Origin of the sequence: Herbaspirillum lusitanum P6-12, assembly GCF_000256565.1 — a bacterium.
In the GTDB taxonomy this organism is placed as follows: domain Bacteria; phylum Pseudomonadota; class Gammaproteobacteria; order Burkholderiales; family Burkholderiaceae_D; genus Herbaspirillum; species Herbaspirillum lusitanum.
Map to the genome: position 1 here is coordinate 1 of NZ_AJHH01000580.1, position 21,050 is coordinate 21,050.

Genomic DNA, 21,050 nt, shown 5'->3' on the forward strand with positions numbered 1-21,050 from the left:
GCCGCCGGCGTAGCCGGACCTGCGCCTCAAAAAAAAGGAATGTCTTCATTGCGCAAGAGCGGCGTCACGGCATGCCGCCACGCCTGCCGATACGACTCCCATCCGCGTAAGCGCAAAGGAGCTACCGCTTTTGGGGCGGGCAACGCCGCTCCGTGCGGATGTTCCCGCCAATGACGGAGTATCCAGCCCCCCATGGTAGTGCCGCTGCCATCTTCCGAACAGAACACTTCCCTTCCGCCTGACGTTGCCGCCAACAGCGGCGCGAAATAGGGATTTGCCGTAAAGCTTCCCTCCACCACCACCGGACCGGAGGCCTGCAAATGCTCCAGGCAATACTCCGTCATCAGGACACAATACAAGGTCGCCAGCGCATAACGTCCGGCGGCCGTTTCCGGAACAGATCCGCTGATATGTCCTTGCCGCCCCGCGAACGGGCCGCCGCAACCGGAAAAGCAAGGCAGCGCCATGCTTTGGCTGTCGACCAGCGCCTGCAAGTCGGCTTCATTGCATACGTGCGGAGTGCTTCCCGCCAGTTCGGCAAATTCGCGTCCACCCATGAAGCGCATGCAGGCAACGGCTTCACCTCGCGCATTGACGTTGGCCAGCATGTCGCTTTGTTCCCGCAAGCAGTCCAATCCCCCATCCAACGCAGCGGCAATCAACCAGGTCCCGGTCGACAAAACCACGCGCGGACCGTTATCGCTGCGGTCCAGGTAGCGCAGCAACGAGGCATTGCTGTCGTGAATGCCGCACAATATCCGACAATCCGACGGCAAACCGGTCTGCCGAACCAGATGCGGATGCAGGCAACCCAGCTCGGCCCAGGCCGGATGCAGCGACGGCATCAACTGCGTCCAGCCGCAGCTAGCCACAATGGAAGAATAGGTCCCGTCCGACGGTTGCCACAGATCGGTATGGCAGCCCAGCGACGTCACTTCCGCAGCAGCTACGCCGCACAAGCGCCAGGCCCAGTACTGCGGATACATCAGCAGCCGGTGCGCCCGTCCGAACGTTTCCGGATAAGTCTGCTGCAGCCAGTACAACTGTCGTCCAAGGTTGAGTCCCAGTCCCAGCGACGGCGAGAACGTATGATCGAAAGCCGGACGCAGGGCTTCATATTCCGGGGATGGAGAACTGGTCCGGAAACTCTGCTCGTAGTCCGCAATCGGCAACACCAAGCCGTGTTCGTCCACCAAGGCGGCAGTCGCGCCATGCGTCACCGGTACGATGGCGCTGATATATGCCTGCTGTGCAAGCTCGCTCAGCGTGGACAAGAGCCACGCTTCGATGGCATCGACGTCGTGATGAGGATAGAACCCGCCCTGCACCACCTCATTGGCGCGGCGGCGCACGGCCAGTTCATGCCCCTGCGCATCCACCAGACTGAGTTTGATGTTGGTCTTGCCGATATCGAAAACTGCAAGCGCATCGATCATGAAGAATATCCGGAGAAAAGGTTCAGGTAAGGACCGACGGCGTCAAGGCAGATGAAACATCGGCAGCAGCCCCTGCGACAACGGCCGGTTGCCGGAATCCGTTTCCATCAGATCGGCCATGTAAGCCCACCAGCGCTGCATCACCGGATGATCCGGCAGTACGTCCATGCCATGCGTCGATGCGCGACGCAACACCGCAAACAAAGTGCCGCTGCCGGGATCGAGAAAAATGCTGTAGTCGCGGATGCCTGCGTCGCGCAGCAACCCGGCAAGTTCCGGCCACAAGGCGTCGTGGCGGCGCCGGTATTCCTCCGCGCAGCCTGCCCGTAACTGCATGGTGAAGGCGATCTGCTCCATGCTATCGGGTGGCCTTTCCGCGCAGCAGCCGAGGCACGGCGATCGTGGTCAGCAACAATGCCCCGACCACGATCGTCATGATGATGCCGGGGATATTCGCCAATGCCAGCCCATAAGTCACCATGCCGAGCGTCAGCACCGCCAGCAAGACGCCGCCGATGGTGCCGGCGCCGCCGGCGATGCTGACGCCGCCGAGGATGACCACGGTAATGATTTCGAGCTCCCAGCCGAGCGCGATGTTGGGACGGGTGCTGCCGATGCGTCCGGTCAACAGACAGCCGGCCAATCCTGCCATCGCCCCGGTCAGGACAAACAGCATCAGCCGGTAACGATCCACCGCAATACCGGAGAAGCGCGCCGCCACGGGATTATTGCCGATGGCGTAGATGCGCCGCCCCCATGCCGTGCAATGTAAGAGCGCGGCAAACGCCAGCGCCGCCACGATCAGCACTGCGAACGGCCGCGGCAGCACGTCAAAAAAGTACCCCTGTCCCCAGTCGCTGAGGAGTTCGGGATAATTGGTGAACGCCTGGTCGCCGAGCACCACGCTGGCAAGACCGCGGAACAGGGACATCGACCCGATCGTCACGACGATGGATGGCAAGGCGAAGCGCGTGACCAGCAAGCCGTTGAGCAGGCCGCACAACGTGCCGGTGCCGATGCCGACGACAAACAAGCCGACCGCCGGCACGCCATAGTGATTGGCGACGCCCATGGCGACCGAGGACAGGGCGATCACCGCCGACACCGAGATATCGATTTCCCGGCAGATGATGAGCAAGGCCATGGGCAAGGCGATCAGGGCCTTTTCGCTGAAATTGAAGGTACTGTCGGCCAGATTGTAGAAATCCAAGAAATGCGGCAGCAACAAACAGTTGATGCAAAAGACCGCAACCAGCAGCAAGCCCAGCAAGAACTCCCACTGCCGCAGCAGATCGGCGATGCGGAAGCTGCCGCGCTCGCCGATGTCGTAACGTGCGGTTTTAACCGGCGCGGTATCGGCCATGATATTCATGCTGGAGTCCTCGTGACGGGTGCGGCCGTTGCTCTCAATTCGGTATGAAAATGCAGCGGCAGGATTTGCTTGTTGCGTTTCTTTTCGCCGCGCGCGTTGATGATCACCGCAGACAAGATCACCAGGCCGGTCAGCGCGCTCTGCCAGAACGGCGATATCTGCACCATCGGCAACGCATTGTTGATGACCGCGAGGAACAAGGCGCCCAGCACGGCGCCGCTGATGTTGCCGACGCCGCCGGCGATGCTGATGCCGCCGATGACGCAGGCGGCGATGACGGTCAATTCAAAACCGTAAGCGATTTCCGTATACGCCACGGCGTAGCGGGCAACCCACAGGTAGCCGCACAATCCGGCCATGGCTCCCGACAATCCATAGGTCCAGAACAAGCGCTGCGGCGAGGCGATACCGACGTAACCCGCAGCGACCGGATCGTTGCCGATGGCATACAGATCACGGCCGAAACGCGTATGGCGCGCGACAAACCACAACACCACAATCGCCAGCGCCGCCAGCCAGACCAAATGCGTCAACCCCATCAGTCGCCCCAGCGGAAACGCAATGAAATCCGCCGGCATATTGCGCGACGATACCCAGGCGCCGCCCGACAGCACGAACACCAGGCCGCGATAGACGCTCATGCTGCCGAGCGTGACGACGATGGGCGGCAAGGACAGATAGCCGATCAGCCAGCCGTTGATCAGCCCCAACGCCAGACCGATACACAAGGCGCAGGCGATGACGAGGCCGATCGGCAGTTGCGGGAAATGCATCGCCAGCAGCGCCGACATCATGCCCGACAACGCCAGGTTGGACGCCACCGACAAGTCGATGCCACGCGTCACGATCACCAGCATTTGCGTCAACGCCAGCATGACGGGCAAGGCGCTGTCGGTGAGCAGATTATCCATGCTGCGCATCGTCAGGAAGGCCGGCGCGCGCAACCCCACCAGCAGGATCAACGCCGCAATCAACACCGCCAGCAGCGGCTCGCGGGGACGCGATGCCAGCCCCGACAGGCGAGAAAAAAGCGGGGGATGGCCGAGGCCGGGACCGGGAGCAGGCCCGGAATTCTGATTCAATGACATGGGACTGCTCCGGTTTCATCCTGATCCAGATCTTGATCTTCATGCTGATGTCCGCTACCCGACGCCGCTGCCACCAGCAACTCCGGGGTAGCCTCGTCACGATCGAAGACCCGCTGTACCGTCCCCTGATGCATGACGATGATGCGATCGGCCATGCCCATGACTTCCGGCAATTCAGATGACATTGAGGCTGCCGACAGCCCCTGCTCCACCAGATCGCTGATGAAACGATGCACGGCGGCCTTGGAACCGATATCGATCCCCTTGGTCGGTTCGTCCAGGATGATGACGCGCGGATTCGTCGCCAGCCATTTGGCCAGCACTACCTTTTGCTGGTTGCCGCCCGATAGCTGCGCGACATGCTGATGAAAATGCGCAGCCTTGAGTTCGAGTTGCTCGCTCAGGCGACGCGCAATCGCGATCTCGCGGCGGCGATGACGGCGCAAAAAGAAGCCGATGCCGGACAGGATGGGCAGCGTGATGTTCTGGAAAATCGGCAACGACAATAAAACACCCTGATGCTGCCGGTCTTCCGGCACATAGGCAATCCCGTGCGCGATGGCCTGCGCCGGGGATTGGATGCTGATCGTGCGGCCGTCGATGCGCACCTTGCCGCGCGCTGCCGGCGACAAGCCGAACAACGCCTGCATCAACTCGGAGCGGCCGGCGCCGACCAGACCGTAAAATCCGATGATCTCGCCACGACGCAGAGAAAAACTGACGTCGTGAAATTCCGTCGGATGGCAAAAATTCTCCACCTCGAGAATAGCGTCGTTTGCTTCCGGCATCGATGCCTGCCGATCGTTCGATTGCTCCAGATGCCTTGGAAAAACCTGGCCCACTTCGCGTCCGACCATCAGCGCCACCAGTTGCGATTCGGTGATGTCGGCCAGCGCGCCGGCGGCGATGAAGCGCCCGTCGCGCAGCACCGTATAACGATCGGCGACGGCGAATATCTCGTCGAACTTGTGAGAAATGAAGATCACCGCCGTACCGGCAGCGCGTAACTGCCCGATGATGCGATACAGCTCGCGGATCTCGCGTTGCGACAAGGCCGCCGTCGGTTCGTCCATGATGACGACTTGCGCGCGCTGCGACAAAGCGCGTGCAATTTCGACGAAATGCCGCTGCGCCACGCTCAGATCCTTGACGCGCGCACGCACCGGAAGATCAACTTCCAGCCGTGCAAACAATTGTTCCGCCTCAGCCTCGATGCGACGCCAGTCGATGCGCGGCGGTATCCCGCACAACGGCTGCCGGCCGATGCAAATATTTTCGGCAACGGTGAGCTCTTCGAACATCACGGTTTCCTGATGGACGGCCGTGATGCCGGCTTGCATCGCCGCTTGCGGGGTGGCGAACGATACCGGCTTGCCGTCGAGTGCAATCGTGCCTTCATCGGGCTGATGAATGCCGGTCAGGATCTTGACCAGCGTCGACTTGCCGGCGCCATTCTCGCCAAGCAGCGCCATCACCTCGCCGGGACGCACAGCAAAGCCGACGTCCCTGAGCGCCACGATTCCCTGAAAGCGTTTGCCGATGCCGGACAGCTCAAGCACCGGCGCCGCCGACTGCCCTGCAACGACGCGTACAACCTCCTCTGCCTGTACCGGCGGTGAGTGAAACATGGTGCCTTGCATAGGCAGAACGGAAGAAGACATGGTCGCTCAGTCGCAAAAAGAAGAAGAGAAAGAAGCCGGGGTATTTCCAAAATCAGGCGATGCCAACGGGAAAATACCCCTTCCGTTGGCATCGACCCGCATCAGAAAATCTTGGCGAATTTGTCGACATTACCGGCGTCGTAGGTGAATGGCGGCGCCAGCGCCGCTTCGCCTGATGCATCGAGCTTGATTGAACCCATGCGGCCCACGCTGATGCTTTCCCCGTCCTTGCCCTGCGCCTTGCCCTTGACGAACTGATACGCGGCATACGTCGCGGCATAGCCGAGATCGATAGGGTTCCAGATGGCGAAGCTCTTCACCGCGCCGCTCTTGACGTGGCCGGCCATTTCGGACGGCAGGCCCAGGCCGGTCACATAGACCTTGCCGACCAGTTTTTCATCGACCACGGCCTTGCCGGCCGCGTTGATGCCCACCGTCGTCGGCGCGATGATCGCCTTCAGATTCGGATTGCTGCGCAGCAGGCCGATCGCTTCGCGATAGCTCTTGTCCGACTGATCGTCGCCATAGACGGTGGCGATCAGTTTGATCTTGGAGAACTCCGGCCTGGCGAGCGCCTTCTTCATTTCGGCGATCCAGATATTCTGGTTGGTCGCCTGAGCGGTGGCCGACAAAATGGCAACTTCACCCGCACCGCCGATGGCATCCGATGCCATCTGGATCTGCTTGACCCCGATCAGCTCGGCGTTGGAAGGATTGAGTTGCATCAGGCGACCGCCCTTCGCAATGCCGCTGTCGAAGGACAAGACCTTGATGCCGCGTTGCATGGCCTTCTTGGTGATTGGTATCAGCGCGTTGGCATCGTTGGCGGAAATCACGATGGCATCGACCTTCTGGCTGATCAGCGAATTGACGATTTCAATCTGCCCCTCGGCGGTAGGCGTGGTCGGCCCGGTGTAAATGATGTCGACGTCACCCAATTGTCTGGCGGCTTCCTTTGCGCCTTCATGCGCGGCATCGAAGAAGCCGTTGCCGAGGCTCTTGACGACCATGGCGATGCGTACTTTGTCTGCGGCGGCGGCAGGCAGGGAAAAGCCGATGGCGGCGCTCAGTACCAGCGTCAGCGCCAATGCCGCCGAGCGTGCGCGCGAAGCGGCCGCTCCTTCTTTTTGCTTGATCATGCGGTGTCTCCAGGTTGTTGTTGCTTTATGGCTGTTGTTATGGGGCTTGCGTGCGGGATGCGCGGTCAGCCGTTGCTGCACTTGCAATGCCGGATGATGCTGCCAGTTTTCTGCAGCTGATTTCCCGACAGATTTCATTCTTCAATGGTGGCGGATGCATCAGTCTTCCAGCACCGGCTCCAGCTCCGACTCCGGCGCTACCGCAGCGACCTTGACGCCGGCCTGTTCCATCATCTGCACCGCCGCGTCGCTCACGCCGGTATCGGTGATCAGGCAACTGACGCGGTTCAGGCCGCACAGGATGAGCCCGGCCTTGCGCGAGAACTTGGAACTGTCGACCAGCACGATCAACTGCTCCGCCTGGCCGAGCAGGCGTTTCTCCGCCTGGATCAGCAAGGGATCGACTTCCATCAGCCCCAGCATGGACAAACCATAGACGCCCATGAACATCTTGCCGGCATAGTGGTGCTGCGTGATGTCATTGTCGAAAGGACTGAGGATCACGTTCTGCTCGCGATACACCTGGCCGCCCGGCACGATGATCTGGTTCTCGCTGGTGGTCAGCAAACGCTCCGCCATCAGGAAGGAGTTGGTCAGTATCTTCAGCTGCTTGTGCGCCAGGAATTCGGCCATCATGAAGGTCGTGGTGCCGCCGTTGATGATGACGGTCTCGCCGTCTTCGCACATGCCGGCGGCGTGGCGCGCAATGGCGCGCTTCTCGGCGGGAAAACGCTCGAGACTGTTCTGGAAGGTTTCTCCCGACAAGGAAAATGCATTGCGCTTGGGCGCCAGCCGCTCGGCGCCGCCACGGATACGATTGAGCATGTTGCGCTCGGCCAGCCAGGAAATATCGCGCCGCACCGTCGCCGCCGAGGCATTGAGCCATTGGCACAATTGCTCGACGCTGGCGTTGGCATGTTCAGTCAACAGACTCAACATACGCTTGCGGCGTTTGTGGTTGATCATGCTTGTCTCCATGATGTCGCGCTGAAGCTGCGTCATTGTGCGCATCTTTGTTGCGGTCATTGCCGCAGCATCGTCTTCAGCGTTTTCGTTATGTGGCAAGACTAAGCCATGGGAGAAAAACAAGTCAATCGGCAATCAATCAACTTCATGATTACTTCACAAACAATCATAAAGTTGATTGGAGATCGATTGACTCTGATCGACAGGTGTTTTCTACTTGAAAACATGCTGCACAGGCCTTTAATGCGCCAACCGCGCGCCAACCTCTGTGCCTGTCCACGTCATACCCACAATCAAAACCGGAGACCACATGACTACCGCCGTTCTTCCCGAAGCCGCCAACAATACTGATGCGTCGTTTGCGCAAACCAGCAAACCACGCATCGCTTCCGCCTGGGACGACGCCCACGCCGCCACACTCGACGAAGCGCAGTTGCTGCTCTATCGCTCCAACCTGCTCGGCGCCGACAAGGCGATCACCAACTTCGGTGGCGGCAACACCTCGGCAAAGATCGTCATGCAGGATCCGCTCTCGGGCGAGCAAGTAGAGGTGTTGTGGGTCAAGGGCTCCGGCGGCGACCTCGGCAGCATCAAACTGGACGGTTTCTCGACGCTGTACATGGACAAGCTGGAAGCGCTACGCGCCCGTTATCGCGGACTGGAACACGAAGACGAAATGGTCGGCTACCTGCCGCATTGCACCTTCAACCTGAATCCGCGCGCAGCCAGCATCGATACGCCGCTGCATGCCTACATTCCGCGTCGCCATGTCGATCACATGCATCCCGACGCCGTCATCGCCATCGCTGCTTGCAAAAACAGCAAGTCCCTGACGGCCGGCGTGTTCAACGGTGAGCTGGGCTGGCTGCCGTGGCAGCGTCCGGGCTACGACCTCGGCCTGAAGCTGGAAAAGATGTCACGCGAACAACCTGCGCTCAAGGGCATCGTGCTCGAAGGCCATGGCTTGTTCACCTGGGGCGACAGCGCCCGCGAATGCTACGAGAACACCCTCAACGTGATCCGCCGCGCCGATGCCTGGCTGGCCGCCAACAGCCGCACCCCGGCCTTCGGCGGTGCGCGCTACCAGGCGCTGCCGAAGGCCGAACGCGCCGCGCTGGCGGCCCGCATCATGCCCTTGCTGCGCGGCAAGATCAGCCAACAGGAATTCAAGCTTGGCCACTTCGACGACAGCCCCGGCGTGCTGGAATTCGTCTGCAGCCGCGACCTTGCACCGCTGGCCGCGCTCGGCACGTCCTGTCCCGATCACTTCCTGCGCACCAAGATCCGCCCGCTGGTGCTGGACTTTTCTCCGGAAGCGCCTGATTTCGATCGCCTGGTCGACAGCCTCGACAAGGCGCTGGAAGACTATCGCCACGACTACAGCGCCTACTATCAGCGCTGCCGTCGCGCCAACAGCCCGGCCATGCGTGACGCCAATCCCATCATCTACCTGATCCCCGGCGTGGGCATGCTGTCCTTCGCCAAAGACAAGGCGACCGCCCGCATCGCCGGCGAGTTCTATCTAAACGCCATCAACGTCATGCGCGGCGCCAACAGCGTCGACACCTATGTCGGCCTGCCGGAACAGGAGGCCTTCGACATCGAATACTGGCTGCTCGAAGAAGCCAAGCTGCAGCGCATGCCCAAGCCGAAAAGCCTGGCCGGCCGCATCGCGTTGGTGACCGGCGGCGGCGGCGGCATCGGCCAGGCCGTGGCGCGCCAGTTGCTGGCTGAAGGCGCCTGCGTCATGCTGACCGACATCGATCAGTCCTCCATCGACAGCGCTTATCAGAGTCTGCTCAAGCAGGCCGGCCCCGACGCCATCGGCGTAGTGCGCGCCGACATCACCAACGAACAGGATGTGGAAAACGTCATCAGCAACGTCGCCCTGCGTTTCGGCGGCATCGATCTGCTGGTGTCGAATGCCGGCATCGCCTCGGCCTCGCCGCTGGAAGACACCAGCCTGGAAGTCTGGCAACGCAACATGTCGGTGCTGGCGACCGGCTATTTCCTGGTCAGCCGCAGCGCCTTCCGCAGCATGACGGCGCAAGCCATGGGCGGCAGTATCGTCTTCGTCGCCAGCAAGAATGGCCTGGTGGCATCCGCCGGAGCCTCGGCCTATTGCACCGCCAAGGCGGCAGAAATCCACCTGGCGCGCTGCATCGCGCTCGAGGGCGCGCCGCACGGCATCCGTGTGAACGTCGTCAACCCCGATGCCGTGATTCGCGGTTCGCGCATCTGGGACGGCAAGTGGAAAGAAGAACGCGCCGCCTCCAACAAGATCGATTCCGACAACATCGAGGAATTCTATCGGCAGCGCAGCCTGCTCAAACGCAGCGTCCTGCCGGAAGATATCGCCGAAGCGGTGTACTTTTTCGCCAGCGAGAAATCGGCCAAGAGCACTGGCAATATTCTTAACGTCGACGCGGGGAACGCGGCAGCCTTCACGCGTTGATTTCGCTACCGCCAAAAACGCAATGCGCCGATACTAAGACAACCATCAAGCGCGACCGAAGAGCGCTACCTATACGGAGACATCATGACTTACCTCATTTCCGACGATTTCGTCGGCCAACAAAACGCACGCGCGCTCGCCCAACTGCAAGCCGACTACGACGCCCTTGGCGGCATGCTGCAACGGCGCGGCGGCGACATCGAAGCGCTCACCGCCCAGGCCGCCGCGTTTGCCGTCGCTTTGCCGAGCTGGGGCGTGGGTACCGGCGGCACACGCTTTGCACGCTTTCCCGGCGTAGGCGAACCGCGCAACGTGTTTGAGAAAATCGATGATTGCGCCACCATCAATCAACTGACTCGCGCCACGCCGGGCGTGTCGCTGCACTTCCCATGGGATCGCACCACCGACCCGCGGGCATTGAAAGAAATCGCCCATCAACGCGGCCTGCATTTCGACAGCGTCAATTCCAACACCTTCCAGAACGCGCCCGGACAGCCCCACAGCTACAAGTACGGCAGCCTGACCGCGCAAGACCCGGCAGTGCGCGCGCAAGCGGTGGCGCACAATATCGATTGCATCGAACTGGGCAATACGCTGGGATCGAAGGGCTTGACCGTCTGGCTCGGCGACGGCGCCAATTTCCCCGGCCAACACAATTTGCGCGGCGCACTGGAACGCTATCTGGAAAGCATGCGTTCCGTCTATGCCGCGCTGCCGTCGGACTGGCTGATGTACATCGAACACAAGCTGTTCGAACCGGCCTTCTACGCCACCACCATCGCCGACTGGGGCACCAGCTTCGCCTGCGCCACCGAACTCGGGCCGCAAGCAAAATGCCTGGTCGACCTCGGCCACCACGCGCCCAACACCAATATCGAAATGATCGTGGCGCGTCTGACCCAGTTCGGCAAGCTGGGCGGCTTCCATTTCAATGACAGCAAATACGGCGACGACGATCTGGACTCGGGCAGCATCAATCCCTTCCAACTGTTCCTGATCTTCAACGAGTTACGTGACGGCGCCGTGCGCGAGGGTGAGAATTTCAAGCCGGCGTACATGCTGGATCAATCGCACAACGTGACCGATCCGGTCGAAAGCCTGATGAGCAGCGCAGTGGAAGTGCAGCGTGCTTACATTCAGGCGGCATTGATTGATGCTGACGCCCTGGATCATCATCAGAAGAACAACGACGCCCTGATGGCGGCGCAAACGCTCAAGCAGGCGTTCCGCACCGACGTGGGTCCGATTCTGGCGATGGCGCGGATGCGCGCAGGCGGCGCCATCGACCCTGTGGCATGCTACCGCTCCAGCGGCTATCGCGACCACAAGCGCGAAGAACGCCCGCCCGTGAGCGGGGCCAGCGGCAGCGGCATCGTCTGACGCAAAAACGCCGGCTCCCTGGCCGGCGTTTTTCATCTGCAATGGTGTTTTTTCTTCGCCCGAAAAAGTCCTGCATCATCTGAGCATGAACGACATCGCCGACAAACTGTTCAGCACGCGCACCACGAACTCCACCGACGGCGCGTCGAACTTCAGCGTCACCGCATCCACCCGCTCGACAATCGGCAACTGGCAGAACAGATCGGTCAGCGCCGGGGTCTGCACCTGGAGGCGGCAGGTGACCGGGACTTCGATGCGGTACTTCGGCATCTGGGTGGCGCGTGCGGCCTGTACGGCTTCTTGCGCGGTCTTTTCCAGCAAGGCGCAAGCCTGTTGCGGCGACAGCGAATCGCCGCTGTTGGCGCCATGCGCTTTCTTGATTTCGGCAAAGCGCGCCTGCGGGAACAAGGGCTGCGTCTCCTCGACGAAAGCATCGTCGCCGCTACCGAAAATCACAGGCACGCCGTATTCGCCGGCCAGCGCGCCGTAAATCCCTGCCTCACCCAATTCGGCGCCATTGAGCCACACGCGTGAAAACGCAAAGCTGTTGATGGTGTGCGCCAGGATGCCGCCGGTCTGCGAGCGCGAGTGGTAGCCGACCATCATGACGGCATCGATATCGCCCGCCACGCCGCCCATCATGCCCAGCACGCGCGGCTTGCCCAGTACGGTGCGTGCGGCGGGATGCAGCAGGTCCGGCAACAGGTTGCGGAAACTGCCGTGCGAATCATTGACCTTGATGGCCGTGGCGCCCGCGGCCAGCGCGCCCCGGATGACGGCGTTGGCCTCCTCGGTCATCCAGCGCCGGGCGCGTTCGTATTCGCCGTTGCCGGGACGCGTCTGCTCGGGATGGAATACCCCGGCAATGCCTTCGATGTCGACGGAAATCAGGATGTTCATACGGGCTCCATGGTGGCGAGGGTCTCCAGCAAATCGCTCAGCGAGCGGCGCTGGTGACCATCCCTGCCCTTGACCGCTTCGGCGGCGAACAAGGCGTTGAGGATGGCTTGCTCGGTGCTGTCGGCTACCGCGTAGAACAGTGGGTCGAGCAGGTTGTCGTGCAAGCAGGAAAAATGCAGCGCGGGCGAGGCCGCGTCAGCCAGGTGCGGCACCGTCTGCGCCGTGGAAAACGCCAGCGCGATGTCGCCGCTGCCGTGGCCGTAGACCGAACCGGTGCGCGCCAGGCCGACGCCGGCGCGTCCCGCCAGGCGGCGTAACTGGCGCGCGTCGAGCGGCGCATCGGTGGCGATCAGCATGATGATGGAGCCCTTCTCTGGTTCGTCGAGCCGCTTCTGCAGGTATTTGAGCGTCTTGCCCAGCGGCTCGCCATCCACTACCAGATCGGGTAGCTTGCCGAAGTTGGCCAGCACCAGCGCGCCGACCGTGTATCCGGCGCTGCCGATGGCGATCTTGCGCGAAGCGCTGCCGATGCCGCCCTTCAGATCGAAACACGACATGCCGCGACCGGCGCCGACTGCGCCTTGCACCACCGTCCCGGATGCATTGTCGAGCGCTTGCCGGTAATGCTGTTCTTCCACCGCGAACGCCTGCATGTCGTTGAGGTAACCGTCATTGCACTCGAACACCAGCGGATTGACGCTGGGGAGGTTGCGGCCGATGCCGGGATTGTCGCGCACGGCGGCGCGCGTCTGGGCGGTGGCGACGGCGCCGACGGCAAAGGTGTTGGTCAGGGCGATCGGCGTTTCCAGCACGCCCAGTTCTTCAACCTGCATCAGGCCGACGCTTTTGCCGAAACCGTTGAAGGTCACCGCCGCTGCCGGGACTTTCTGGCGGAACAGATCCCCGCCATGCGGACGCACCACCGTGACGCCGGTCTGGGTCGCACCGTAGTTCAGCGTGCAATGGCCGACCGTCACGCCGGGTACGTCGGCGATGCTGTCGGCGGCGCCGGCAGGCAGGCGGCCGATGTGTGGAGGACGTTTCTTGCTCATGGAATTGCCGGCGAAAAATGCGCCGTTATTTTTGATCCAGCTTCGGATCGAGCGCATCGCGCAGGCCGTCGCCGAGCAGGTTGAACGCCAGCACCGTCAGGAAGATCGCCAGGCTGGGGAAGATCGCGATGTGCGGCGCCGTCATCATGTCGGCGCGCGCTTCATTGAGCATCGCACCCCACTCCGGCGTCGGCGGCTGCGCGCCCAGGCCGAGGAAGGACAAGCTGGCGGCGGTGATGATCGAGGTGCCGATACGCATCGTGAAATACACCACCACCGATGAAATCGTGCCGGGGAAAATGTGGCGCAAAATGATCGTCATGTCGTTGGCGCCGATGCTGCGCACTGCTTCGATGTAGGTCAGCTGCTTGAGCGACAGCGTATTGCCGCGCACCAGCCGGGCAAATGCCGGGATGCTGAAGATCGCCACCGCGATGATCACGTTGGTCATGCCGTTGCCGAGGATGGCGACGATGGCGATCGCCAGCAAAATGCCGGGAAACGCGAACAGCACGTCGCAGATGCGCATGATGACGCGGTCGGCCCAGCCTTCGTAGTAACCGGCCACCAGTCCCAGGAAAGTGCCGACGATGGCGCCCACCGCCACCGAAGAGAAACCCACCGCCAGCGACAACTGCGTGCCGACCAGGATGCGGCTGAAAATGTCATGCCCCAGCGAATCGACGCCGAACCAGTGCGCCAGTGAAGGCCCGGCATTGAGCGCGTCGTAGTCGAAATAATTCTCGGCGTCGTACGGCGAGATGTACGGCGAGACGATCGCGATCACCACCAGGAACAAGACAAACGCGCCGGCTGCCAAGGCTAGCGGTTGCTTCCTGAACTTGCGCCAGAACTCGCTCCAGGGCGTGCGGATCGGTTTGGACGCGGTTGCAGTCACGGTATTTGCGGCAGGAGTAATGGAAGTCGACATGCGCTGCCTCACTTGTAACGGATGCTCGGATTGATGACGGCGTACAGCACGTCGACAACCAGATTGATGAAGATGAATTCCAGCGAGAACAAGAGGATCTCGGCCTGGATGATCGGATAGTCGCGCATCTCGACGGCGTCGATCAGCAAACGTCCCATGCCGGGCCAGTTGAAGACTTTTTCGACCACGATGGAGCCGCCCAGCAGGAAGCCGAACTGCAGGCCCATCATCGTCACCACCGGGATCAGCGCGTTGCGCAGGCAGTGCTTGGCGATCACGATGCGTTCGTTGAGACCCTTGGCGCGCGCGGTGCGGACGAAATCTTCCTTCATGATTTCGATGAACGAGGAGCGTGTGAAGCGCGCCATGATCGCCGCCACGCCGGCGCCCAGCGTCAGCGACGGCAACACGTAATGGCGCCAGCTGTCCCGGCCGACCGTCGGCAGCCAGCCAAGTTGCACCGAGAACACTTCCATCAGCACCATGCCCAGCGCAAACGGCGGGAACGAGATGCCGGACACTGCCAGCGTCATGCCGGCGCGGTCGGGCCATTCGTTGCGCCATACCGCCGAAAAGACGCCGATGAACAAACCGAAGATGACTGCCCAGACCATGCTGGTGACGGTCAGCCACAAGGTCGGCCAGAAGCGCTCCATGATTTCCTGGCTGACCGGCAACTTGCTGCGCAGCGAAGTGCCGAAGTCGCCATGGGCGGCGTTCACGAAGAAGCGCACGAACTGCGTGTGGATGGGTTGATCGAGACCCAGATCGGCACGGATCAGCGCCACGGTCTGCTCGTCGGCCTCCGGCCCCGCCGCCAGCCGCGCCGGATCGCCGGGCAGCAAGTGGACGAACAGGAACACCATCACCGCGACCAGCAACAGGGTCGGGATCAGGCCCAGAAGACGTTTTAAAACATAAGAAAACATGGCGCGTCCTGCAACGATTCAACTACTTTGGGGAACAGCCGCGCGCATCGATTGCACGGGCGACTGCCGGGAATTCTGAAATGCGGTGCTGCATGAAGCGGTGATGCAAGCGCCGTCGTCCTGACTGACCGGAACGACGGCGCCCTTGCTGCGGCAGTGCTTACCTGTGTTTACTTCAGTTCGATTTCATCGAAGTTGAACGACGCATCCGGCATCACGTACACGCCCTTGAGGTTCTTGCTGCGTGCGTACAGGACTTTTTCCGTCACCAGGAAGGCCCATGGCGCATCCTTCCAGATTTCGGTTTGAGCATCCTTGTACAGCGCCGCTTTTTGCGTACGATCGGTCACGGTCAATGCCTGGGCGATGTCGCTGTCGACCTTGTCGCTCTTGTAGTAAGCGGTGTTGTAGAGCTTCGGCGGGAAGGCTTCGGAAGCCAGCAGCGGACGCAGGCCCCAATCCGCCTCACCGGTCGACGACGACCAGCCGCTGTAGTACAGACGCACCGGCGCAGTGTCCGGATTCTGAGCAGTCTCGACCTTCTCTACGCGTTGACCGGCTTCCAGCGCCTGCACCTTGACCTTGATCCCTACCTGCGCCAGTTGCTGTTGCAGGAACTGGATGATCTTCAGCGCGGTGGTGTGGGTGTAGGCCGACCACAGTTCGGTTTCAAAACCGTTCGGATAACCGGCTTCCGCCAGCAAGGCCTTGGCCTTTTTCACGTCATACGGCCATGGGCCGGTCTTGACCGCGTAGTCCACGCCCTGCGGCAGCACGCCGTCCATCGGCGCGGCATAGCCGCTGAAGGCGACCTTGACCAATGCATCCTTGTTGATTGCGTAGTTGATGGCCTGGCGCACCTTGACGTTGTCGAACGGCTTTTGCTTGACGTTCATCGACATGTAGCGCTGGATGATGGAAGGACCGGTCACGATGTCCAGTGCGCCCTTGCCCTTCAACAGCTCGGCCTGCTCATACGGCAGCGGGAAGGTGAAGTTCGCCTCGCCGGTCTGCATCATCGCCGAGCGCGAGTTGTTGTCGACCACCGGCTTCCAGATCACTTCGTCGACCTTCGGATAACCGGCCTTCCAGTAGCCGGAGAATTTCTCGGCCTTCATGTAGTCGGTCTGCTTCCATTCGACGAACTTGAACGGGCCGGTGCCGACCGGATGGAAGGCGATGTCCTTGTTGCCGTACTGCTTCAGCGCCGCAGGCGAGATCATCACCGCCGACGGATGCGCCAGCACGTTGATGAAGGCCGAGAACGGTTCCTTCAGCACGATCTTGACGGTGTAGTCGTTCAGCACTTCGGTACGGGCGACGCGATTGAACAGCACATAACGCTTGAGCTTGTTGTCCGGATTGGTGACGCGGTCCATCACGGCCTTGACGGCGTCCGCCTTGAAGGTCGTGCCGTCATGGAACTTCACGCCCTGGCGCAGGCGGATGGTGTATTCCAGGCCGTCCTTGCTGACCAGGTAGCCTTCGGCCAGCACGTTGACCAGCTTGAGGTCCTTGTCGAAAGCGAACAGGCCTTGGTAGAAGGACTTGGTCACGGCCAGCGACAGCGTATCGTTGGCATCGTACGGATCCATCGTGGTGAAGGTCGAGGCGACCGCGAGCGTGACGCTCTTGGCGGCCCAGGCGTGCACGGCGGCGAATTGCAACGTGGTGCCGATGGCGCCAAGAGCCAGCCATCGGATAGCAGTGGCGCCGCGACGGGAAAATTGAGTAGTCATGCTGTGGCTCCTGAATGTCTTGGTTAATGAAGGTGACAACAAATTAAAAAGCAGCGGAAATGCGATGTGCGGCAACAAAGTGGCCGGGGCCGACTTGCTTCAAAGGTTCGACCAGCGGATCGTCTCCGATGGCGCGAATGGGGCTCGGGATTTCATCATTCTGCAAACCTTTCTTCAGGTGGCGCAGCTCGGGATCGGCTACCGGCACGGCAGCCATGAGCTTGCGCGTGTAAGGATGCTGAGGGTTTTCAAAGATGGCGCGACGCGGACCGATCTCGACGATCTGGCCCAGGTACATCACGGCGACGCGATGGCTGATGCGCTCCACCACCGCCATGTCGTGCGAGATGAAGATGAAGGAAATGCCCAGTTCAGCCTGCAGGTCCAGCATCAGGTTGACGATCTGCGCCTGGATCGAGACGTCCAGCGCCGATACCGATTCATCGGCGATGACGATCTTCGGATTCAGCGCCAGGGCGCGCGCGATGCAGATGCGCTGGCGCTGGCCGCCGGAAAATTCGTGCGGATAGCGTTGCGCATGTTCCGGCAGCAGGCCGACGCGCGTGAGCAGCGCATCGACGCGTTCCTGCGCGCCCTCTTTCATGCCCGCCGTCAACCCATGAACCAGCATCGGTTCCATGATGGAATAGCCGACCGTCAGGCGTGGATCGAGCGAGGCGAACGGGTCCTGGAAAATGAACTGGATGTCGCGGCGCAGCTCGCGCAATTCCGAGCGCGGCAGTTCCGCCAGGTTGCGGCCGCCGAACTCGACCTTGCCGCCGCTGATCTCGACCAGGCGCAGCAGCGACCGGCCGGTGGTCGATTTGCCGCAACCGGATTCGCCGACGATGGCCAGCGTTTCGCCGGCATACAGATCGAAGCTGACGCGCTCGACCGCATGCACGCGTTGCTTGACGCGACCGAAGATGCCGCTCTTGACGTCAAAGCGCGTGGTCAGGTCGGTGACCTTGAGGATGGGCTGGCGCTGCCGGACAATTTCGGAGGCTGCCTGCAGTTCTTCGGCGATGGCGTCCGGCTTGGCTTCGGCGCTGGGTGCGATGCCGAAGCGCGAAGGCGTGTCGGTGCCCGTCATCGCGCCCAGGCGCGGCACGGCGGCCAGCAAGCTTTGCGTATAGGGATGCGCCGGCGCGGCGAAAATGCTGCGCACGTCATTCTCTTCGACCTTTTCGCCGCGGCACATGACCACGACGCGGTCGGCGATTTCCGCCACCACGCCCATGTCGTGGGTGATGAAGACCACCGCCATCTGCATTTCTTCCTGCAGCGAACGAATCAGTTGCAGGATCTGCGCCTGGATCGTCACGTCCAGCGCCGTGGTCGGCTCATCGGCGATCAGCAGCGAGGGCTTGCACGACAAGGCCATTGCGATCATCACGCGCTGGCGCATGCCGCCGGAGAGTTGGTGCGGATGACGACCAAGCACGCGCTTCGCTTCCGGGATGCGCACCATCTCCAGCATGCGCAATGCTTCCGCGCTTGCTTCGGAACGGCTCTTGCGCTGATGCAGGCGGATCGATTCGGCGATCTGTTCGCCCACCGTGAAGACCGGATTGAGCGAGGTCATCGGCTCCTGGAAGATCATCGCAATCTCGGCGCCGCGGATGCTGCGCATGGTCGATTGCGGCGCCTTGACCAGGTCCAGCGTGCTGTTGCCGCCATTGTTGCGGCGCTGGAATTGCATGCCGCCGGAGACGATGCGGCCGCCGCCATGTTCGATCAGGCGCATGATGGCCAGCGACGACACCGACTTGCCGGAACCCGACTCGCCGACAATCGCCAGCGTCTCGCCCTTGTCGACATGGAAGGACAGACCGCGCACCGCTTCCACCGTGCGCTCCGAACCGGTGAAGGTGACACCGAGATTGTCGACGGTCAGCACGCGCTGTGCGCTTTTGCTGATGTCCGGGGTCGGCGATTGTTGATCGTGCATGGCCATTTTCTTGCGTCCTTCGCTACTGCTTATTTATAAATTGCCGTGACCGGCGTGTCGCCGCCACGGGCATAACCGCGATACATGCCTTCGGTGTTGAACGACAGTTCCAGGTTGCCTTGCGCATCGACGGCGATCAGGCCGCCGCGTCCTTCGTAGGCCGGCAGCACCTGCATGACCACCTGCTCCATGGCTTCCTGCAAGGTCGCGCCGGCATAGGCCATGCGCGCCGCCACGTCATAGGCGGCGACGGTGCGAATGAATACTTCGCCGGTGCCGGTCGCGGAAATCGCCGCAGTCGCGTTGGCCGCATAGCAGCCCGCGCCGATCAGCGGCGTGTCGCCGACGCGCCCGGCCTGTTTGTTGGTGATGCCGCCGGTCGAGGTCGCCGCAGCGACGTTGCCGTGCATGTCGAGCGCGACCGCGCCGACGGTGCCGAATTTGTTGTCCGGATCGATAGGGTCAACGGGAGCCGTCCCGTGCGCGGATTCCTTGAAGGTGAACGCCGCCGCATCGTGGTCCAGCATCATGCCGCTCTGCCCGCGCACGCGCAGCCATTGCTCATGACGGGCATCGGTATGGAAATAGCCCGGCTCGACCGTGACCGCGCCATGCCGGGCAGCAAAGGATTCGGCAGCGGGACCGACCAGGAGCACGTGCTCGCTGTGCTCCATCACCGTGCGCGCCGCCAGGACGGGATTACGCAGATTGGTCACGCAGGCCACCGCGCCCGAGGCCAGGTCGGTGCCATTCATGACACAGGCATCCAGCTCGTGCTTGCCTTCGCTGGTATAGACCGCACCATGGCCGGCATTGAAGAGCGGACAGTCTTCCAGCAGGCGCACCGCTTCGGTCACGGCTTCCAGCGCCGAGCCGCCGGCATTGAGCACGGCCTGGCCGGCGGCCACGATGTCGGCCAGGGCCTGGTGGTAGCGGGCTTCGTCCTCGGCGGTGAGCGAGGCGCGGGTGATGGTGCCGGCGCCGCCATGGATGGCGATTACGGGAATGGTCATGCTTTGGTCTTTCGTCGGGTTGAAACGTCCTTGGCGGTCTTGGCGGTCTTGGCGCGCCCTGCGGCCTTGCTCACGACCGGGCGTTGTTGCTGCTGCGGCAGGTACAACCAGGGCAGCACGAATTCGGCCATCTGCGAGGCGGCCTGCACCGAGCGCTTGGCGCGATGGGCGACTGCATCGCACAGCGCCTGGATCAGCACCAGCGCGGCGGCGTCCGAGGTCGGCGACAGCTGCCGTTCGGTCTGCGAATAAATGGTCACGTCCGCCAACGGCACCAGCGGCGAATGCGGCAGGTCGGTGAAGGCGATCAGCTTGGCGCCCTTCTCGACCGCGCGGCGCGCCAGGCGCACCGTGTCGGTGGCGTAGCGTGGATAAGCCATGGCGATGACGACGTCGCGCTCGTCCAGCTTGAAGAACTGACGGCCGGTCTGCGACGGTCCACCCGGATGCACACCCGACAACACGGTGCGGCAGAACGGTTCCAGCGCATGCACCATGATGCCGGCCAGGAAAGCACTGGCGCCGAAACCGACCACGAAGATGCGCTCGGCTTTCAGGATCATCTCGACGGCCTGGTCGCAATGCCCGGGCACCAGGCTTTGGAGCGTGGCTTCAATATTACGGATGTCGTTGCTGAGCGCGGCGGACATGATCTCGACGCTGGTCGCGCTCTTCTGTACTTCGTGGCGCATCTTTTCCACCGGCGCCAGCGACGAGGCGAAGTCGGCCACCAGCGCATTGCGAAACGGCGCATAGCCGTCGAAACCCAGCGCATGCGCAAAACGATTGGCGGTCGCCAGCGAAATCCCGGCCGCCTCCGACAACTCGTCGATGGTCATGGTGGCGGCGCGAAAGGTGTTGGCCAGCACGTAATCGGCGGTCTTGCGATGCGCCTTCGACAGATTCGGATACAACTTGCCCAGGACGCGCGCCACGGCGCCGCCGCCTTGCAAGGATGTGATCTTTGAGTTGTACATGTGACGTTGGTCGGGGCCGTGATCGGAATTGTGGAAACGCTGAAAAATGTCGCTGGCACGA

General features: G+C 62.0%; 17 protein-coding genes. 2 read left to right on the top strand and 15 right to left on the bottom strand.

Going from position 1 to position 21,050, the window contains the following annotated elements; all coding sequences use genetic code 11:
* Positions 1-26 precede the first annotated feature (26 nt).
* The 7 genes from HLUSI_RS0119205 to HLUSI_RS0119235 all read right to left on the bottom strand — a co-directional run bounded on the left by HLUSI_RS0119205 (position 27) and on the right by HLUSI_RS0119235 (position 7,662).
* A complete protein-coding gene (locus tag HLUSI_RS0119205; protein ID WP_016835492.1) occupies positions 27-1,436 on the bottom strand; it encodes an FGGY-family carbohydrate kinase in 1,410 nt (469 codons plus the stop codon).
* A gap of 42 nt (positions 1,437-1,478) precedes the next feature.
* Positions 1,479-1,793, bottom strand: a complete 315-nt coding sequence (locus HLUSI_RS0119210; RefSeq protein WP_016835493.1) for an L-rhamnose mutarotase — start codon at positions 1,791-1,793, stop codon at positions 1,479-1,481.
* 1 nt (position 1,794) lies between these two features.
* Entirely contained in the window at positions 1,795-2,808 is a 1,014-nt protein-coding gene (locus HLUSI_RS0119215) for an ABC transporter permease (RefSeq protein ID WP_016835494.1), read from the bottom strand.
* Complete coding sequence (locus HLUSI_RS0119220; protein ID WP_016835495.1) at positions 2,805-3,896, bottom strand: ABC transporter permease; 1,092 nt, start codon at positions 3,894-3,896, stop codon at positions 2,805-2,807. The genes HLUSI_RS0119215 and HLUSI_RS0119220 overlap by 4 nt, the downstream gene beginning before the upstream one ends.
* Complete coding sequence (locus HLUSI_RS0119225) at positions 3,887-5,524, bottom strand: sugar ABC transporter ATP-binding protein (RefSeq protein ID WP_238534041.1); 1,638 nt, start codon at positions 5,522-5,524, stop codon at positions 3,887-3,889. Before HLUSI_RS0119225 ends, HLUSI_RS0119220 begins: the two co-directional genes overlap by 10 nt.
* Positions 5,525-5,658: 134 nt before the next feature.
* Positions 5,659-6,696: a rhamnose ABC transporter substrate-binding protein gene (gene rhaS, locus HLUSI_RS0119230; protein WP_016835497.1), complete on the bottom strand. Its 1,038-nt coding sequence runs from the start codon at positions 6,694-6,696 to the stop codon at positions 5,659-5,661.
* A 159-nt stretch (positions 6,697-6,855) separates the two neighbouring features.
* Positions 6,856-7,662, bottom strand: coding sequence for a DeoR/GlpR family DNA-binding transcription regulator (locus HLUSI_RS0119235; protein ID WP_029363771.1), 807 nt, complete (start codon positions 7,660-7,662; stop codon positions 6,856-6,858).
* 310 nt (positions 7,663-7,972) lie between these two features.
* Between HLUSI_RS0119235 and HLUSI_RS0119240 the strand changes: the two genes are divergently transcribed.
* A complete protein-coding gene (locus HLUSI_RS0119240) occupies positions 7,973-10,117 on the top strand; it encodes a bifunctional rhamnulose-1-phosphate aldolase/short-chain dehydrogenase (RefSeq protein ID WP_016835499.1) in 2,145 nt (714 codons plus the stop codon).
* Positions 10,118-10,201: 84 nt separating this feature from the next.
* Positions 10,202-11,497, top strand: coding sequence for an L-rhamnose catabolism isomerase (gene rhaI, locus HLUSI_RS0119245; protein ID WP_016835500.1), 1,296 nt, complete (start codon positions 10,202-10,204; stop codon positions 11,495-11,497).
* 75 nt (positions 11,498-11,572) lie between these two features.
* Here rhaI and HLUSI_RS0119250 read toward each other — a convergent pair whose 3' ends face one another.
* The 8 genes from HLUSI_RS0119250 to HLUSI_RS0119285 all read right to left on the bottom strand — a co-directional run bounded on the left by HLUSI_RS0119250 (position 11,573) and on the right by HLUSI_RS0119285 (position 20,989).
* The gene (locus tag HLUSI_RS0119250; RefSeq protein ID WP_016835501.1) at positions 11,573-12,397 is read right to left on the bottom strand and encodes a M55 family metallopeptidase; all 825 of its coding nucleotides are present in this window, start codon (positions 12,395-12,397) and stop codon (positions 11,573-11,575) included.
* Positions 12,394-13,449 (bottom strand): DmpA family aminopeptidase, encoded by a 1,056-nt coding sequence (locus HLUSI_RS0119255; RefSeq protein ID WP_040503685.1) that lies wholly within the window; start codon positions 13,447-13,449, stop codon positions 12,394-12,396. Before HLUSI_RS0119255 ends, HLUSI_RS0119250 begins: the two co-directional genes overlap by 4 nt.
* Positions 13,450-13,474: 25 nt before the next feature.
* The gene (gene gsiD, locus HLUSI_RS0119260; protein ID WP_016835503.1) at positions 13,475-14,380 is read right to left on the bottom strand and encodes a glutathione ABC transporter permease GsiD; all 906 of its coding nucleotides are present in this window, start codon (positions 14,378-14,380) and stop codon (positions 13,475-13,477) included.
* A gap of 8 nt (positions 14,381-14,388) precedes the next feature.
* Complete coding sequence (gene gsiC / locus HLUSI_RS0119265) at positions 14,389-15,309, bottom strand: glutathione ABC transporter permease GsiC (protein ID WP_016835504.1); 921 nt, start codon at positions 15,307-15,309, stop codon at positions 14,389-14,391.
* A gap of 170 nt (positions 15,310-15,479) precedes the next feature.
* Positions 15,480-17,048 carry a glutathione ABC transporter substrate-binding protein GsiB gene (gsiB, locus tag HLUSI_RS0119270; protein WP_029363773.1) on the bottom strand — a complete coding sequence of 523 codons (1,569 nt, stop codon included), beginning with the start codon at positions 17,046-17,048 and terminating at the stop codon, positions 15,480-15,482.
* Positions 17,049-17,091: 43 nt separating this feature from the next.
* Positions 17,092-19,005, bottom strand: coding sequence for a dipeptide ABC transporter ATP-binding protein (locus HLUSI_RS0119275; RefSeq protein WP_016835506.1), 1,914 nt, complete (start codon positions 19,003-19,005; stop codon positions 17,092-17,094).
* A 23-nt stretch (positions 19,006-19,028) separates the two neighbouring features.
* A complete protein-coding gene (locus HLUSI_RS0119280) occupies positions 19,029-20,012 on the bottom strand; it encodes an isoaspartyl peptidase/L-asparaginase family protein (protein ID WP_016835507.1) in 984 nt (327 codons plus the stop codon).
* Positions 20,009-20,989, bottom strand: coding sequence for a MurR/RpiR family transcriptional regulator (locus HLUSI_RS0119285; protein WP_029363775.1), 981 nt, complete (start codon positions 20,987-20,989; stop codon positions 20,009-20,011). Before HLUSI_RS0119285 ends, HLUSI_RS0119280 begins: the two co-directional genes overlap by 4 nt.
* Between the last annotated feature and the right edge of the window lie 61 nt (positions 20,990-21,050).

Bases quoted from the DNA above. Each gene is read 5' to 3' on its own strand.
- HLUSI_RS0119205 (WP_016835492.1), bottom strand. From the start codon at position 1,436: ATGATCGATGCGCTTGCAGTTTTCGATATCGGCAAGACCAACATCAAA.
- HLUSI_RS0119210 (WP_016835493.1), bottom strand. From the start codon at position 1,793: ATGGAGCAGATCGCCTTCACCATGCAGTTACGGGCAGGCTGCGCGGAG.
- HLUSI_RS0119215 (WP_016835494.1), bottom strand. From the start codon at position 2,808: ATGAATATCATGGCCGATACCGCGCCGGTTAAAACCGCACGTTACGAC.
- HLUSI_RS0119220 (WP_016835495.1), bottom strand. From the start codon at position 3,896: ATGTCATTGAATCAGAATTCCGGGCCTGCTCCCGGTCCCGGCCTCGGC.
- HLUSI_RS0119225 (WP_238534041.1), bottom strand. From the start codon at position 5,524: ATGTTTCACTCACCGCCGGTACAGGCAGAGGAGGTTGTACGCGTCGTT.
- rhaS (WP_016835497.1), bottom strand. From the start codon at position 6,696: ATGATCAAGCAAAAAGAAGGAGCGGCCGCTTCGCGCGCACGCTCGGCG.
- HLUSI_RS0119235 (WP_029363771.1), bottom strand. From the start codon at position 7,662: ATGATCAACCACAAACGCCGCAAGCGTATGTTGAGTCTGTTGACTGAA.
- HLUSI_RS0119240 (WP_016835499.1), top strand. From the start codon at position 7,973: ATGACTACCGCCGTTCTTCCCGAAGCCGCCAACAATACTGATGCGTCG.
- rhaI (WP_016835500.1), top strand. From the start codon at position 10,202: ATGACTTACCTCATTTCCGACGATTTCGTCGGCCAACAAAACGCACGC.
- HLUSI_RS0119250 (WP_016835501.1), bottom strand. From the start codon at position 12,397: ATGAACATCCTGATTTCCGTCGACATCGAAGGCATTGCCGGGGTATTC.
- HLUSI_RS0119255 (WP_040503685.1), bottom strand. From the start codon at position 13,449: ATGAGCAAGAAACGTCCTCCACACATCGGCCGCCTGCCTGCCGGCGCC.
- gsiD (WP_016835503.1), bottom strand. From the start codon at position 14,380: ATGTCGACTTCCATTACTCCTGCCGCAAATACCGTGACTGCAACCGCG.
- gsiC (WP_016835504.1), bottom strand. From the start codon at position 15,309: ATGTTTTCTTATGTTTTAAAACGTCTTCTGGGCCTGATCCCGACCCTG.
- gsiB (WP_029363773.1), bottom strand. From the start codon at position 17,048: ATGACTACTCAATTTTCCCGTCGCGGCGCCACTGCTATCCGATGGCTG.
- HLUSI_RS0119275 (WP_016835506.1), bottom strand. From the start codon at position 19,005: ATGGCCATGCACGATCAACAATCGCCGACCCCGGACATCAGCAAAAGC.
- HLUSI_RS0119280 (WP_016835507.1), bottom strand. From the start codon at position 20,012: ATGACCATTCCCGTAATCGCCATCCATGGCGGCGCCGGCACCATCACC.
- HLUSI_RS0119285 (WP_029363775.1), bottom strand. From the start codon at position 20,989: ATGTACAACTCAAAGATCACATCCTTGCAAGGCGGCGGCGCCGTGGCG.